Here is a 14,617-nt window from a genome sequence, read left to right as displayed (position 1 = left end):
GGCGTGCTGGCAGGCCGAAGCGTCCAGACCCAGGACCTTCTACGTGCAACCTTCGGTTGCCTTCGAGTCGACCCAGCTGCGCGACCGCGACATCGATGCGCAACTGAGCGAGAACGACGATTGCCGCGCGTTCCTGCAGTACCACGATCAGTGCGCACCGTCGGTACTGCCGGACGAGTACGACCAGGGCATCAGCCGGCGCAGGCTGCGGTGGAAGTCAACGCAGCTGACGGGAGAAGCACTCGGTGCCTACTGCCGTGACCTGCATGTGCTGTGGAAGCAGCAATGGAAAGAGCAGTGCCCCGCCCACGAGGACGAGGGCACCTGACAGCGCCGGAACGGGGCCAGTGCCCCGCCATTGCCTCACGGGCGCAACAGCAGCCGGATGTCCTCGCCGATCTGGCGCTGGTCGACCACGTGCAGGCGACGCTGCTGGTCCATGGCATCGATGCCCAGGCCGGCCAGCAGCGGACGACCGTTGTCGCCCAGCAGCGTGGGCGCCTGATACAGCAGCAGTTCGTCCACCCAGCCAGCGCGCAGCAGCGCACCGGCCAGTGTCGCGCCGGCTTCGGTATGCACCTCGTTGATGCCGCGCTCGGCCAGCAGCGCCAGCACCGCGCCCAGGTCCAGCCGCCCTTCAACGCAGGGCACGCTGGCAAATTCGGCGTCGGCCGCATCCGGCGCACTGACCGCCGCATCGTGCAGGTACAGCGTCGGCGCACCGCCCTCGCGCACACGGCTGCATTCGAGCGAGCGCAGGCGCGAATCGAGCACCACGCGCAGTGGTGGCATCACTTCGGTACCGGCCAGGCGCACGGTCAACATCGGGTCGTCGGCCAGCACGGTATCGGCGCCAGTCAGGATCGCACCGGCGCGAGCGCGCCAGTGCTGCACGTCCTCGCGCGCGGCCGGCCCGGTGATCCACTTGGAGCTGCCGTCGGCCATCGCGGTGCGGCCATCGAGGCTGGCGGCCAGCTTCACCCGCAGCCACGGGCGGTTGCGCTCCACGCGCGACAGGAAGCCCTTGTTGAGCTCGCGCGCCGGCGCCGCCATCAGTCCTTCGGCAACCTCGATACCCGCATTGCGCAGCAGATCGAAGCCACCGCCATCAACCTTCGGGAACGGATCGCGCATCGCCGCCACCACGCGCGTCACGCCCGCTTCAATCAGCGCCAGTGCGCACGGCGGCGTGCGCCCGTAGTGGGCACAGGGCTCCAGGGTGACGTAAGCGGTCGCACCGCGGGCCTCGCTGCCGGCTTCGCGCAGCGCGAACACCTCGGCATGCGGGCCGCCTGCGCGCTGGTGCCAGCCCTGCCCTACCACGCGTTCGCCGTGGGCGATCACGCAGCCGACCATCGGATTGGGGCGGGTGGTGTAAGCGGCACGTTCGGCCAGACGCAGCGCGTTGGCCATGTGCAGGTGGTCGAGGACGGAGAACGAAGGTGTCATGCGGCCATGGTAACGCCGCCGGTGTGGATGCACGCCATCGGCAGATCCACGCCATGCGTGGATGGACACCTCCGTGCCAACCAAGGTTGGCACCCACCAGATCATGGGCGCCTCCGTGCCACCACAGCGGTGTCGGTCAGCCCTTCTTCTTCTTGGTCAGGGCGATCACATCGCCCAGCAGCTGGAGCTGTTCGGTGCTGGACGGCAGGTCGCGCTCGAGCTTCTCGATCTCCTCGCGGAAATCGGCCACGTCCTCGAAGCTGCGGTAGACCGAAGCGAAGCGCACATAGCCCACGTGGTCGAGCTTGCGCAGTTCGTTCATGACGAACTCGCCTACCTTGATCGAGGGCACTTCGCGCTCGCCGCTGATGCGCAGCTGGTGCACCACCGCACGTACCGCCGCTTCGATCTTGTCTTCGGGAACCGCACGCTTCTGCAGCGCGCGGTCGAACCCCGCGCGGACCTTGCGCTGGTCGAACGCTTCACGGGTGCCATCGCTCTTGACGATGGCCGGCAGCTTCAGCTCGACCGTTTCCAGGGTACTGAAGCGCTCGCCGCAGGCTTCGCATTCCCGCCGACGGCGAATCGTCGCGCCGTCTTCAGAGACGCGCGAGTCGATGACCCGGGTATCGGCATGTTGGCAGAAGGGGCAATGCATGGAACGCCTGGCTCAGGGAGCAATTGCCACCATCATGGCAGCGTCGCAAAGGTACCTGAGAAAGGGCGCCGCAGCAAATGCTGCCTGCGCGGAAGCGCCTGCATTCTGGCCACCCAGCGTGTCCGACGAGTTGGGGAGCCCGGCTCAACCCGGTGCGGGCGGCGGCGATGCCACGCGTGCCCAGCGCAGCCAGGCCAGGTGCCCGGCCATCACCAGCAGCGGCGGGCCAAACCCGAGAAAGCCCAATGTCGAGATCTCGCCATTGCTGATCGTGGAGTACAGCGTGGCGACGACCACGCCCGACGCGGCCAAGCCACCCAACGCCAAGCCGACCCAGGCCACAACCGGTGATTGGCGCAGGCCGGCAACACCGCGCCACAGGAACAGCCCGCTCAGCCACAACCACGACAGCAGGCCGATGATGCCGGCCGACGACCACAGCAGCAACAGCGTGTACTCGTCGCCCGTCAGGTACTTGCCGTCCCATACGGCCATCAGCCCCAGCATGGCACCCGTGCCGCCTGCCGCCACGGTGGGCAGGCCTACCAGCAGGCCGGCAATCGCCATCGCGCGTTTGTGCAGGCGCTCATCCATGCGTTCGATGTCCTTCCATGGGCCACGTCATGCGCGGCGCTTGATCCACACCAGCATCGCCGCCGGCACCAGCATCGATGGGCCCAACAGCAACAGGGCGATGCCTTCGGCGTGGACGGTGATGCTCCACCACAGCGCCAGCCCCAGCGGGGGTACGGCGGCAAGACCGCCGGCCAGCAGCAGCCACCACCAGAGGCGATGCACCTGCAGCCCGGCACGCCCCTGCAGCAGATACCCGGCGCTGAGCCACAACCAGGCCAGGCAGCCGGCAATGCCGGCGAGGCCCCACAGCGGCATCACCGTCACCGCGGCCAGCGTGCCATGGCCGAACTGGCCCAGCCCCGTCAGCAGCAGCATCGTCGCCGCGGCACCGCCCACCACCAGGCTGGGCAGGCCGAATGCCACCGCCAGGGTGGCGTACAGATACTTGAGGCGGCGCTCATCCATGCGCGGGATTCCTGGTGACGGGGTCAGAGCCCTTCCCTGCGGGAAGGGATCCGACCCCCTGCGCCGATCAGCCGTAGACCGGGTACTTGCGGCACTGCGCGCTGACCGCGTCGCGCACGCGGGCGATGACGGCATCATCGTTCGGCGCGTCCAGCACGTCGGCGATCCAGTTGGCCAGGTCCACGCAGTCCTGCTCGACGTAGCCACGGGTGGTCACGGCCGGGGTGCCCAGGCGCAGGCCCGAGGTCACGAACGGAGAACGCGGGTCGTTCGGCACCGAGTTCTTGTTGACGGTGATGTGAGCCTTGCCCAGCGCCGCTTCCGCATCCTTGCCGGACACGTCCTTGCCGATCATGTCGACCAGCATCAGGTGGTTCTGGGTGCCGCCGGAAACGATCTTGTAGCCGCGCGCGATCAGCGTGTTGGCCATCGCCTGGGCGTTCTTCACCACCTGCTGCTGGTACGCCTTGAAGCCCGGTTCCAGCGCTTCCTTGAAGGCCACGGCCTTGCCGGCGATGACGTGCATCAGCGGACCGCCCTGGATGCCCGGGAACACGATCGACTGCAGCTTCTTGACCAGGTCTTCGTCGGCGCCCTTGGCGATGATGATGCCGCCACGCGGGCCGCGCAGGGTCTTGTGGGTGGTCGAGGTGACGACGTGGGCGTGGTCCAGCGGGCTCGGGTAGACGCCGGCGGCGACCAGGCCCGCGACATGGGCCATGTCCACGAACAGGTAGGCACCGACCTTGTCGGCGATGGCGCGGAAGCGCGCCCAGTCGATCACCTGCGAGTAGGCGGAGAAGCCGGCCACGACCATCTTCGGCTTGTGCTCCAGGGCCAGGCGCTCGACCTCGTCGTAATCGATCAGGCCCTGGTCGTTGACGCCGTACTGCACGGCGTTGAACAGCTTGCCCGAGGCATTGACCTTGGCACCGTGGGTGAGGTGGCCGCCGTGGGCCAGGCTCATGCCGAGGATGGTGTCACCCGGCTGCAGCAGGGCGAAGTACACGGCCTGGTTGGCCTGCGAGCCGCTGTGCGGCTGCACGTTGGCGTAGTCGGCGCCGAACAGCTGCTTGAGGCGGTCGATCGCCAGCTGCTCGGCGATGTCCACGTATTCGCAGCCACCGTAGTAGCGCTTGCCCGGATAGCCTTCGGCGTACTTGTTGGTCAGCTGGCTGCCCTGGGCTTCCATTACGGCCGGGCTGGTGTAGTTCTCGCTGGCGATCAGCTCGACGTGGTCTTCCTGGCGCTGGGTTTCAGCGGCGATGGCCTTGGCCAGTTCGGGATCGTAGGTTTCGATGCGGACGTCACGCGGGAACATCGGGTACTCCAGCAGGCAGGGAAAGGGGTACGGCTCAGCCCCTGATTGTAGCCCCGCACCGGCCTGCCGGGGCCGGAAAGGCCGGGGCCGGCACTCCCGAAGGAATCCGGCCCCGTATGGTTTCGAGGGACGTTGTGGGATCACAGCCCTTTCCGTGGAAAGGGATCCGACCCCAGCCGCGATCCTCAGCGACTGTTGATGATGTAGTCGGCGATGATGCCGGTCGCCACCGCCACCAGCAGCATGTTGCCGCGGTCGTCGCGGATCCAGTGGTGCCCATACGGCGGGCGGCGCAGGTGGTAGCGCGGGTAGTCGTTCACCACATAGATCGGGCCGCGGTAGTAATCGCGGTAGCGGTGGCCGACCTTCCAGCCGTAGCCCGGGCCGTAGGCCGGGCGGTAGACCACGCGCGGCGGCGGCGGGGCCGGACGGTAGTAGCGGTCGTGGTCGCGGTGCCAGTCTCGGCGGTCGCGCTCCCAGTCGCGGCGTGCCTCGCGGCGGTCGCGTTCCCAGTCACGGCGGTCCTGTCGCCATTCGCGGCGGTCCTCGCGCCACTCGCGGCGGTCATGGCCGCGACGGTGGTCGTTGTCGGCAAAGGCCGGGGCCACGGCGCCGAGCGCCAGCACAGAGGCCACGACGCTGGCCATTACTCGATTGATGCGCATGTCAGACCTCTGCTTGGGTGGTGGTGAGCCCATATTGCGCACCCGATCTGAACCGTTTCCGGCTGGAAACGCTTCCCGCTGCAGGACTGTGACGAAGTATTCAGGCCGCGGCCAGCCAGCGCCCCTGCCACGGGCGCGGCCCGGAACCGGTTCCGGCTATAATTGGCGGTATTCCTTTCCAGTCTGTGCCCGCTGCCACAACGGGATGTTCCCGTGATGGGCCGGGCGCAGGGCCGCGCCTACGGAGACCTCATGTCCTCGCAATACATCTACACCATGAACCGCGTGTCCAAGGTGGTCCCGCCCAAGCGGCAGATCATCAAGGACATCTCGCTGTCCTTCTTCCCGGGCGCGAAGATCGGCCTGCTGGGCCTGAACGGCGCCGGCAAGTCCACCGTGCTGAAGATCATGGCCGGCGTGGACACCGATTTCGAGGGCGAGGCCCGCCCGCAGCCGGGCATCAAGGTCGGCTACCTGGCACAGGAACCGGAACTGGACCCGAACAAGACCGTGCGCGAGTCGGTCGAGGAAGGCGTGGGCGAAGTGCTGCAGGCCCAGGCCGCACTGGAAGCGGTGTACGCCGCCTACGCCGAAGAAGGTGCCGACTTCGACGCGCTGGCCAAGGAGCAGGAGCGCCTGGAGGCGATCCTGGCCGCCGGTGATGCCCACACCCTGGAAAACCAGCTGGACGTGGCTGCCGATGCGCTGCGCCTGCCGCCGTGGGACGCCAAGATCGCCAACCTGTCCGGTGGTGAAAAGCGCCGCGTGGCACTGTGCCGCCTGCTGCTGCAGAAGCCGGACATGCTGCTGCTGGACGAACCGACCAACCACCTCGACGCCGAGTCGGTTGAATGGCTGGAGCAGTTCCTGGCGCGTTACACCGGCACCGTGGTGGCCGTCACCCACGATCGCTACTTCCTGGACAACGCCGCCGAGTGGATCCTGGAACTGGACCGCGGCCGCGGCATTCCGTGGAAGGGCAACTACACCGAATGGCTGGTGCAGAAGGATGAACGCCTGAAGCAGGAAGAAAACCAGGAAAAGGCCCGCCAGAAGGCGATCCAGAAGGAACTGGAGTGGTCGCGCCAGAACGCCAAGGGCGGCCGTTCCAAGGGCAAGGCCCGCTTGGCCCGCCTGGAAGAGCTGCAGTCGCAGGACTACCAGAAGCGCAACGAGACCAACGAAATCTTCATCCCGCCGGGCGAGCGCCTGGGCAACATGGTGATGGAGTTCAAGAACGTCTCCAAGAAGTTCGGCGACCGCCTGCTGATCGACAACCTGTCGATGCTGATTCCGCCGGGCGCGATCGTCGGCATCATCGGCCCGAACGGCGCCGGCAAGTCGACCCTGTTCAAGATGATCACCGGCCAGGAAAAGCCGGATTCGGGCGAGATCGTGATCGGCCCGACCGTGCAGCTGTCCTACGTGGACCAGAGCCGCGACAAGCTGGAAGGCAACCACAACGTCTTCCAGGAAATCGCCGGCGGCCTGGACATCCTCAACATCAACGGCATCGAGATCCAGTCGCGCGCCTACATCGGCCGCTTCAACTTCAAGGGCCAGGACCAGCAGAAGATGGTCGGTTCGCTGTCCGGTGGTGAGCGTGGCCGCCTGCACATGGCCAAGACCCTGCTGCAGGGTGGCAACGTGCTGCTGCTCGACGAGCCGTCCAACGACCTGGACATCGAAACCCTGCGTGCACTGGAAGACGCGCTGCTGGAGTTCCCGGGCAACACCTTCGTGATCTCGCACGACCGCTGGTTCCTGGACCGCATCGCCACGCACATCATCGCTTTCGAAGGCGACTCGCACGTGGAGTTCTTCCAGGGCAACTACCGCGAGTACGAGGAAGACAAGAAGCGCCGGATGGGCGATGACGCTGCGCCGAAGCGCCTGCGCTTCAAGGCGCTGAAGTAAGGCAACCGGAAAGGCCGCGCTCGCGCGGCCTTTCTCCTTTCGGTAGGTCACCACCGTTGGTGGTGACGCTTTGAAGCGTACCGACCAACGGTCGGTACCCACCACCAACGGTCGGTACCCACGTTCTGCATTCGGGTAGGTCACGACCGTTGGTCGTGACACCTTATCGTCGCGAGAATCTCCATGTCCCTGTTCGAGCGCATGTTCCAGCTGCAGCAGCACGGCACCACCGTGCGTACCGAGCTGCTGGCCGGCATCACCACCTTCCTGACGATGTCCTACATCGTCTTCGTCAACCCGGAGATCCTCGGCACCACCGGCATGGATGCGGGTGCGGTGTTCGTGGCCACCTGCCTGGCCGCCGCGCTGGGTTCGGCGGTAATGGCGCTGGCGGCCAATTTCCCGGTCGGCATGGCACCGGGCATGGGCCTGAACGCGTTCTTCGCGTTCACCGTGGTCGGCGCTGCCGGCCTGCCGTGGCAGCAGGCGCTAGGGGCGGTGTTCATCTCCGGACTGGTGTTCCTGGTGTTGTCGCTGACCGGTGTGCGGGCATGGCTGGTGTCGGGCATCCCTTCGTCGCTGCGCTCGGCGATCGTGGCCGGCATCGGCCTGTTCCTGGCGATCATCGCACTGCAGAAATCCGGCGTGATCGTCGGCAACGAAGACACGCTGGTGGCGCTGGGCCCGTTGAACACGGCGCCGCCACTGCTGGCGCTGGCCGGTTTCCTGTTGATCGCAGTGCTGGAAGCACGCCGGATCCGCGGCGCGATCCTGATCGGCATCCTGGCGGTGACCGGTGCGGGCTGGGCATTGGGCGACGTGCAGTACCAGGGCCTGGTCTCGCTGCCGCCGAGCCTGGCCCCCACCTTCCTGCAGCTGGACCTGCCGGGCCTGCTGCACCATGACGGCGGCGCACCAATCGCGGTGCTGCTGCAGGTGGTGCTGGTGTTCGTGCTGGTGGAAGTGTTCGATGCCACCGGCACCCTGTACGGCGTGGTCGGCCGCGCCGGTCTGCTGAAGCTGCCGGGCGCACAGAAGCGCTTCGGTCGCGCGTTGCTGGCCGACAGCACCGCCATCGTGGCCGGTTCGGTGCTCGGCACCAGCAGCACCACCGCTTTCGCTGAAAGCGCCTCGGGCGTGCAGGTGGGTGGCCGTACCGGCCTGACTGCGCTGGTCGTATCGGCGCTGTTCCTGGCCGCGCTGCTGTTCTCGCCGCTGGCGGCGATGGTGCCCAGCTATGCCACCGCACCGGCGCTGCTGTTCGTGGCCGGCCTGATGCTGCGCGAACTGGTGGAAGTGGACTGGAGCGACCTGACCGAATCGGTGCCGGCCGCACTGTGTGCGCTGGCGATGCCGTTCACCTATTCGATCGCCAACGGCCTGGCATTCGGCTTCATCGCGTATGCGGCGCTGAAGGCAGGCACCGGGCGCTGGCGCGAGGTGCATCCGGCGGTGTGGCTGGTGGCGGTGTTGTTCGCGCTGCGCTACGCGTTGGAATAATCGGGGGGCGATGCCGGCCAGCGGCCGGCACCACCCGTTGCTGGGTTCACCTGCTGCGCACGGTGCTCTGGGATGATGCGGGCATGGTTGCGCCCGTCCTTCCCGCAGATCCGTCTTCGCCATTGCGCCGCCGCCTGCTGCGCGCGGCCGTGCTGGCGCCGTTGGCCGGTACGCTCGCTACCCTGCCCGGCTGCTCGCTGCCGGTGCAGGTCGACGGCACCTTCCTGCAGCCCTGGCGCAGCCACCTGCAGTGGGGACCGGCCGACTGGCAGCGCTCGTTGAAGCTTGCACATACGCTGGGCTGCCGTCAGCTGGTGCTGCAATGGACCGGCATCGTCGGCGGCAGTGACGGCGACTGGTCACTGCCCGACGGCAGCCTGCAGCAGCTGTTCACCGCCGCCAGCCAGAACAACCTGCGCATCCGTGTCGGCCTACCCTTCCAGCAGCGCTGGTGGCAGGCGATCGGCGCCGACGACGCCGCGCTGCAGGCGTTCCTGGCCGACAGCCTGGCGCACGCACGCAGCTGGTTGGCACAGGCGCCGTGGGCCGAGCAGCCGGCCTTCGGGGGCTGGTACCTGCCCTACGAACTGGAGCAGTACCACTGGGCCGATCCGGCCCGCCAGCAATGGCTGGCGCAATGGCTGCACGGGCTGGCAGACGCCACCGGCGCGCGCGGCGGTGACTGCGCGATCTCCTGCTACTTCAGCCGCCTGCAGTCCGATGGCGACCTGGTCACGCTATGGCAGGCGGTACTGGCCCAGGCCACGCTGCGACCGATGGTGCAGGACGGCGTGGGCGTTGCCGGCGCCGGCAACGTGCAGCAGCTTCAGCCGTTGCTCGATCATTTCCACGCGCACGACATCGGCTTCGATGTGATCGTCGAGCTGTTCCGCGAACTGCCCGGCAGCGCCGCTGATGGCAGCGGGTTCAAGGGCGAGACTGCCGATGCCGCACGAATCCAACGGCAGCTGGCGTGGGCACGCGACAGCGGCGCACAGCACGTGCTGGTCTATGCGCTGGAGCCGTGGCTGACCCAGGACACGCCGCAGGCGGCGGCGCTGCGGCGCCGGTGGGGGCTGCCTCAGTAATAGAGGATGGCGGTGGCGAACAGGCCCTTGGCGCGCTGCGTATCACCGCCACCGATCGCAAAGCGGTACTGCACGGTCAGGTCGAGGTAGGAACGCGGCGTGTTGTAGTGGTCCTCGCGGAACCAGTAGCGCACGCCGAGGCCCGGCCCTGCGCCCATTGACCAGCTGCGCTGCGTATCGTTGAGCGCGAACGACTGTCCCGGAAACAGCGGGTAGCGGATGTCGCGCACGCGCGAGCGCTGGTCCAGCCAGTCCGCCCCCACCACAACATACGGCGTGACCACCCAGTGGGTCTGCCCGGCACCGAAACGGAAGCTGCGTCCGGCGCGCAGTTCAGCGGCAGCGAACCACTGTTCGCGATGCAGGCGCCCATTGGCATCACCGATCCGCCGCACTGGCATGCCGTTGGCATCGAGTGCATCCAGGGTGAAATGCGCGCTGTTGTCATCCCATGTGTAACCGCCCTGCGCGTAGCCGCTGACCATCCACCACTGGTTCACGTCGGTGCGCAGGTCGGTACCGTGGTAATAGCCGTAGGTCAGGTAGGACATCCAGCCACCGGAACCGCTGGCCAGGCGGTAGCGGGCCAGGGTGCTGGATTCCAGTGGCGGGTTCAGGGCCAGCTGCATGCGGCACTGCACGGCCGCGGAGGCGGGATAGACATCGCCCGTGCGCGTGGCACTACCGAGGAACTGGCGGCGCTCGATGCCGGCGCTCAGGCCGGTCTGGCCGAAGGCGTAGCGCATGCCGAACGAGGCGATGGTGGACGGCCAGCCGGTGGTGGAACGCGAACGGCTGAGACGGGCGGCGCGTGCACGTGCGTCGGGTGTCGATTCGCCGGTGCACGGGTCCACTGCGCGGATCGATTCGTAGGTGCCGCCCTCGTCGTACAGCGTGTTGAGCAGCCGCGTGTAGAGCTCCAGCGTGCCATGCTGGTCGTTGAACGCCGGGGGCCGCCAGAACGCTTCCAGCGTGCTGAACACCGAATCGCCCGGCGTACTGATCGCCGCGCCGCCGACATTGGTCGCGGCCTGGCGCGCGCCGCGGAAGCCGGCCGAGGCGATCACGCCCCACTCGCGCGAATAGTTGGCGATGGCATTGCGCACGTTGTAGCGCTGATGCGCATCCAGAGGCAGCTCACCGGCGTCGGCGCGATCAATGGCGCTACGCAGCAGCGACACCGCCTGAGGATGATCGCCGTTGGCCGCACTCGCATACGCCTGGTCGATTACCACGCTTTTGGGTGCCTTGCCGGTGGCCTCGGCGGCACGGAAGTCGGCCAGTGCGCGCGCCGGTTCGTGGGCCTTCTGGTTGAGATAGCCGCGCTGCATCAGCAGCCCGGCGTCATCAGGGCGTTGCGCCAGTGCCGCGTCCAGGCGCAGCCGTGCTTCGTCCTGCTGGCTGCGGTTGCCTGCCGCCAGCGTGGTGGTCAGCAGGCCTTGCAGGTCTGCATCGTCCGGTGCGAGTTGCACGGCCTGCCGTGCTTCACCGATGGCCTCGGCAAAGTCCTGCCGCGCGTAGGCTGCATATGCGCGCTGTGCAGCGCCACCGTCGCCCTGCAGGTCAGCCGGCATCAGCTCGCAGATATTGGCGGCGTCATCCGATTGGCAATGCTGGAACGGCGCTGGATAGGCCTGCGCACTCATGCGGGGAAGCTCGCGACTGGATCCGGTCGCCCTGGCGCGCTGCTCGATGCCCTGCTGCAGCAACTGCTGCGCGCGTGCATCGCCTGCATCGGCTGGCAATACCGGCCGCAGCGGCGCCAGCAGTGCAGCCGCACGTGCGCGATCCCCAGCGGCCAGGGCCGCATCCACGGCCAGCAGGCGCACGTTGCGCTGTTGCGTTGTGGACCCCGGCATGGCGAGCGCGGTGTCGAAGTCCTCATTGGCAAGCACGGTCTTGCCCTGGCGCTGCCGCAGATAGCCGCGCATCACCCGGGCATTGAGATCCCCGCCGTCGGCCTGCAGTGCCTGGTCGGCGCTGCGCTCGGCGTCGGCCAGCTGCCCCTGCTGCAGCTGCGCGGTGATCAACAGCAACCGGTACGAAGCAACATCCGGCGCAAGCTCGACGGCGGCGCGCGCCTGCGCGACGGCCGCCGCATCGTTCTGCGTGGACAGCGACTGGTATGCCTGCTGGGCCTGCAGCAGCGCGCGCTGGCGGGCCAGCGCCACGCGCCGCGCGCGCAGTTCCTCGACGTTCGGTGCGCCCAGCTGCAGCGCCGTGCCGATGGCCGCGTCGGCCAGTTCGGCCTGTTGCTGTTCTTCCAGCGCCGCCACCCACAGCATCGCCCAGGCACCCTGCTTCGGCTGCTGGCGGAAGGCCTGCTCGGCCTTGCTGGCCGCTTCCCACATGCGCCCGGCGTCATAGGCAGCATAGGCCTCGGTGGCCAGCGTGTAGGCCTGCTGCCTGGCGCGGTCTGCGCCGCTGCCGGCCGCGCGCGGTGGAGAGGGTGCGCGCCCGCCCCGGGCATCCGGGGGCGTGCTGCGCGCAGCGGTGGCAGCGGCCAATGCCGGCAAGGCCGGCTCCTTCAACCCGGCATCCAGTGCACGGCGCGCCTGCTGCTGCGCCTCCGCCGGCCGGCCCAGTTTCTGCAACGCATAGATCTGCAGCAGGCGCAGCCGCACCACGTCCGGGCGCAACCGGATCGCTTCGCTGGACTGCTGGTAGGCCGTAGCGTAATCACCGCGCTCGTAGGCGGCGAAGGCCTGCTCGGCGACGCGGTAGGCCGCACCGGACAACGGCAGCGGCGCATCGGCCTGCGCCTGTGCCGGCGCGGTAGCCGTTGCCAGGGCGACAGCGATGACGGTGGACAGCAGCGTGGTCTTCATGCCGGCAAGGCTCCGGGAGGCGGCGACTGCAGCGCGGCCGCACGCCGGCGCTGCTCCTGCATGGCCTGGGCGACGGCGTCCTCGGTGGTGATGCCCTGCTTGACCAGGTAATCGCCAATGCGGCCATCGCGCTGCGGCTTGTACGCATCCAGTGCAATCTCGAAGCGCGCGTGGTCGATCAGGCGCATCTCCACCAGCAGGTCGCCCAGCAAGGGCACGTTGTCCAGCTGCCAGTGCTGGTCGCCGCCGATCAGGCGCAGGCCTGCGTTGATTTCGCTTTCGCGGGCGATGCTCTGTTCGATGTGTGCGCTGCGGGTTTCCTGCTTCAGTAGCGCCAGCGCGTCTTCGGGCAATGGGCTGGCCACGGCCAGCCGCAGTGTCTGCTGCTGCCGCGGCGGTAGCGGCAGCATGCGCCACTGCACGCAGGCATCGCCGCTGACCGGGAATGAGCCTGCGCGCAGGTAGTCGATGTCGATGACCGCACGCGGCAGGTCGCCCTGGAAGGCGATGGCTTCGGCCAGGGTTTCATCATCCAGCCAGCCCTGGGTGAGCAGGATGCGGCCCAGCGGCTGCCGCCGGCCGGCATGCTGCTGCGCCAGCGCCTGCTGCAGCCGCTCCGGTTCCACCGCCTGCCAGGTGGTCAACAGCTCACCGAGCTGCTTGCGGGTCTGCACCAGCTGTGCCGCATCGGGAAAGTCGTGCATGGTCTTGTCCCAGACCATGCGCTTGCCGAACAGCAGGTAGGCCAGGAACACCTTCCATGCGCGGGCGGTGGCCATGAAGTTGATCATGTTGCCGACCACCATGCGCGGGATCGACATCAGCGCATGCTCCCAGCCGTACAGGCGGTTGACGAAGTAGAAGCGCTGCACGACGCGGGTCGCCAGTGCCGCCGTGGTCAGCAGCGCGACATTCATCTGCCAGGTACCGGCCTGGAACACGCTGGGGAACTGCATCGTCCACACCCCTGTCGCCTTCAACAGCCAGAACAGCAGCAACTGCAGGAAAATGAGGTAGGCGATGATGCTGACGAACGAGGTGATGATGCCCTTGCGATCGCGCGCCAACAGGTACTTGGTAGCCAGCGAACCGCGCCAGCCCAGCGACTCCCAGCTCTGCAGGCCGATGCCCAGCACCCAGCGCGCCTTCTGCCGGTACGAGGCGCGGAAGTTGTCGGGGAAGTACTCACGCACGCACAGCGCCATCTGCTGGGTGCGCTCGCGCACCGGCCCCCAGCCGAACCATGACGGCCGACGCACGCGGAACTGCACCGGGAAGCGGGCGAAGATCGACTGCATGCCCATGGCCGCCAGCCGCGCACCGACGTCGTAATCTTCGGTGAGGCTGTCGGTGTTGAAGGGCTGGTTGTCGGTCTGCGCGCTCAGCGCCAGCAGCGCACGCCGCGAAAAGCAGGTGCCGACGCCGGCCGACGGCACCATGCCGGACACGCTCTCGCGCACCACCAGGTCCTTGGCGTGCCATTCGGCGAACTCGTCCATGTAGACACCGGCCACCAGTTCGTACCATTCGCGGTCCAGTGAGGTGACCGGCAGCTGGATCATGTCCTTGCGCGGCAGCAGGTAGTTGTAGAAGCGCAGTTCCATCGGGTGCAGCACGTCTTCGCTGTCGTGCAGGATCACCCCGGCGAACTCGATGTCGTGGCGCTTCTCGTAGTCGAAGATCGCCAGGATCAGCCAGTTCAGGCAGTCGGCCTTGCTGGTCGGTCCGTCATGCGGCACCTCCACGCGGCGCAGGCGCTTGTAGCGACGGCGCATGCGCTCGACTTCGTCGATGGTCTGCTGGTCGTTGGGATAGGTGCCGACGAACACGACGTACTCGCGGTAGTCGAGCACGTTGATCATGTTCTCGACCATCTGCGCGATGACGTCGTACTCCATCCACGCCGGCACCATGATCGCCAGCGGCTGTTCCGGCCGCTGCAGCAGGTCTTCCTGGGTCAGCGGCCGGTACGCGTCGCGGCGCTTGACGGTCAGCGCGCGCCAGCTCTCGCGCACCCAGTACCAGACATCGATGAACAGGTCATCGAGGCTGGAGATCAGGATCAGCACGGCCACCGCCGCCGCCGTGGTTTCCAGGGCAGCGTAGTAGTTGGCCAGCTGGATGTTCCAGAACAGACCGTCCACGGTGGA

Annotated in this window: 12 protein-coding genes; 4 read left to right on the top strand and 8 right to left on the bottom strand. The window is 67.6% G+C overall.

Translation table 11 applies throughout. The features are described 5' to 3' along the window. Positions 1-43 precede the first annotated feature (43 nt). The gene (locus tag ACUDTM_RS15565; protein ID WP_242015904.1) at positions 44-328 is read left to right on the top strand and encodes a hypothetical protein; all 285 of its coding nucleotides are present in this window, start codon (positions 44-46) and stop codon (positions 326-328) included. A 35-nt stretch (positions 329-363) separates the two neighbouring features. Here ACUDTM_RS15565 and ribD read toward each other — a convergent pair whose 3' ends face one another. The 6 genes from ribD to ACUDTM_RS15535 all read right to left on the bottom strand — a co-directional run bounded on the left by ribD (position 364) and on the right by ACUDTM_RS15535 (position 5,134). After that, positions 364-1,449 carry a bifunctional diaminohydroxyphosphoribosylaminopyrimidine deaminase/5-amino-6-(5-phosphoribosylamino)uracil reductase RibD gene (gene ribD, locus ACUDTM_RS15560; RefSeq protein WP_072167921.1) on the bottom strand — a complete coding sequence of 362 codons (1,086 nt, stop codon included), beginning with the start codon at positions 1,447-1,449 and terminating at the stop codon, positions 364-366. A 136-nt stretch (positions 1,450-1,585) separates the two neighbouring features. Then, the gene (gene nrdR, locus ACUDTM_RS15555) at positions 1,586-2,107 is read right to left on the bottom strand and encodes a transcriptional regulator NrdR (protein WP_005415256.1); all 522 of its coding nucleotides are present in this window, start codon (positions 2,105-2,107) and stop codon (positions 1,586-1,588) included. Between the two features lie 144 nt (positions 2,108-2,251). Continuing rightward, the gene (locus tag ACUDTM_RS15550; RefSeq protein ID WP_088496290.1) at positions 2,252-2,701 is read right to left on the bottom strand and encodes a hypothetical protein; all 450 of its coding nucleotides are present in this window, start codon (positions 2,699-2,701) and stop codon (positions 2,252-2,254) included. A 27-nt stretch (positions 2,702-2,728) separates the two neighbouring features. Then, a complete protein-coding gene (locus tag ACUDTM_RS15545) occupies positions 2,729-3,148 on the bottom strand; it encodes a hypothetical protein (RefSeq protein WP_072167831.1) in 420 nt (139 codons plus the stop codon). Between the two features lie 67 nt (positions 3,149-3,215). Continuing rightward, entirely contained in the window at positions 3,216-4,469 is a 1,254-nt protein-coding gene (gene glyA, locus ACUDTM_RS15540; protein ID WP_057494411.1) for a serine hydroxymethyltransferase, read from the bottom strand. A gap of 185 nt (positions 4,470-4,654) precedes the next feature. Further along, positions 4,655-5,134, bottom strand: coding sequence for an RcnB family protein (locus ACUDTM_RS15535; RefSeq protein WP_445391403.1), 480 nt, complete (start codon positions 5,132-5,134; stop codon positions 4,655-4,657). Positions 5,135-5,386: 252 nt separating this feature from the next. On the opposite strand from ACUDTM_RS15535, the gene ettA reads away from it, so the two are divergent. The 3 genes from ettA (at position 5,387) to ACUDTM_RS15520 (ending at position 9,639) form a co-directional block, all read left to right on the top strand. Continuing rightward, positions 5,387-7,051 carry an energy-dependent translational throttle protein EttA gene (gene ettA, locus ACUDTM_RS15530; RefSeq protein WP_005415249.1) on the top strand — a complete coding sequence of 555 codons (1,665 nt, stop codon included), beginning with the start codon at positions 5,387-5,389 and terminating at the stop codon, positions 7,049-7,051. A 183-nt stretch (positions 7,052-7,234) separates the two neighbouring features. Further along, entirely contained in the window at positions 7,235-8,551 is a 1,317-nt protein-coding gene (locus ACUDTM_RS15525) for an NCS2 family permease (protein ID WP_072167830.1), read from the top strand. Between the two features lie 83 nt (positions 8,552-8,634). Continuing rightward, the gene (locus ACUDTM_RS15520) at positions 8,635-9,639 is read left to right on the top strand and encodes a DUF4434 domain-containing protein (RefSeq protein ID WP_072167829.1); all 1,005 of its coding nucleotides are present in this window, start codon (positions 8,635-8,637) and stop codon (positions 9,637-9,639) included. Here ACUDTM_RS15520 and ACUDTM_RS15515 read toward each other — a convergent pair. Both ACUDTM_RS15515 and ACUDTM_RS15510 read right to left on the bottom strand, forming a co-directional pair. Continuing rightward, positions 9,633-12,467, bottom strand: a complete 2,835-nt coding sequence (locus ACUDTM_RS15515; protein ID WP_353080395.1) for an NfrA family protein — start codon at positions 12,465-12,467, stop codon at positions 9,633-9,635. The two genes, ACUDTM_RS15520 and ACUDTM_RS15515, sit on opposite strands and share 7 nt — an antisense overlap. Beyond that, positions 12,464-14,611, bottom strand: coding sequence for a glycosyl transferase family protein (locus ACUDTM_RS15510; RefSeq protein WP_353080394.1), 2,148 nt, complete (start codon positions 14,609-14,611; stop codon positions 12,464-12,466). Before ACUDTM_RS15510 ends, ACUDTM_RS15515 begins: the two co-directional genes overlap by 4 nt. Positions 14,612-14,617 lie beyond the last annotated feature (6 nt).

This window comes from Stenotrophomonas maltophilia group sp. vghtpe118 (assembly GCF_052605195.1).
Note: the sequence above shows the minus strand (reverse complement) of the source record. Positions and strands in the feature narration are given on the sequence as shown.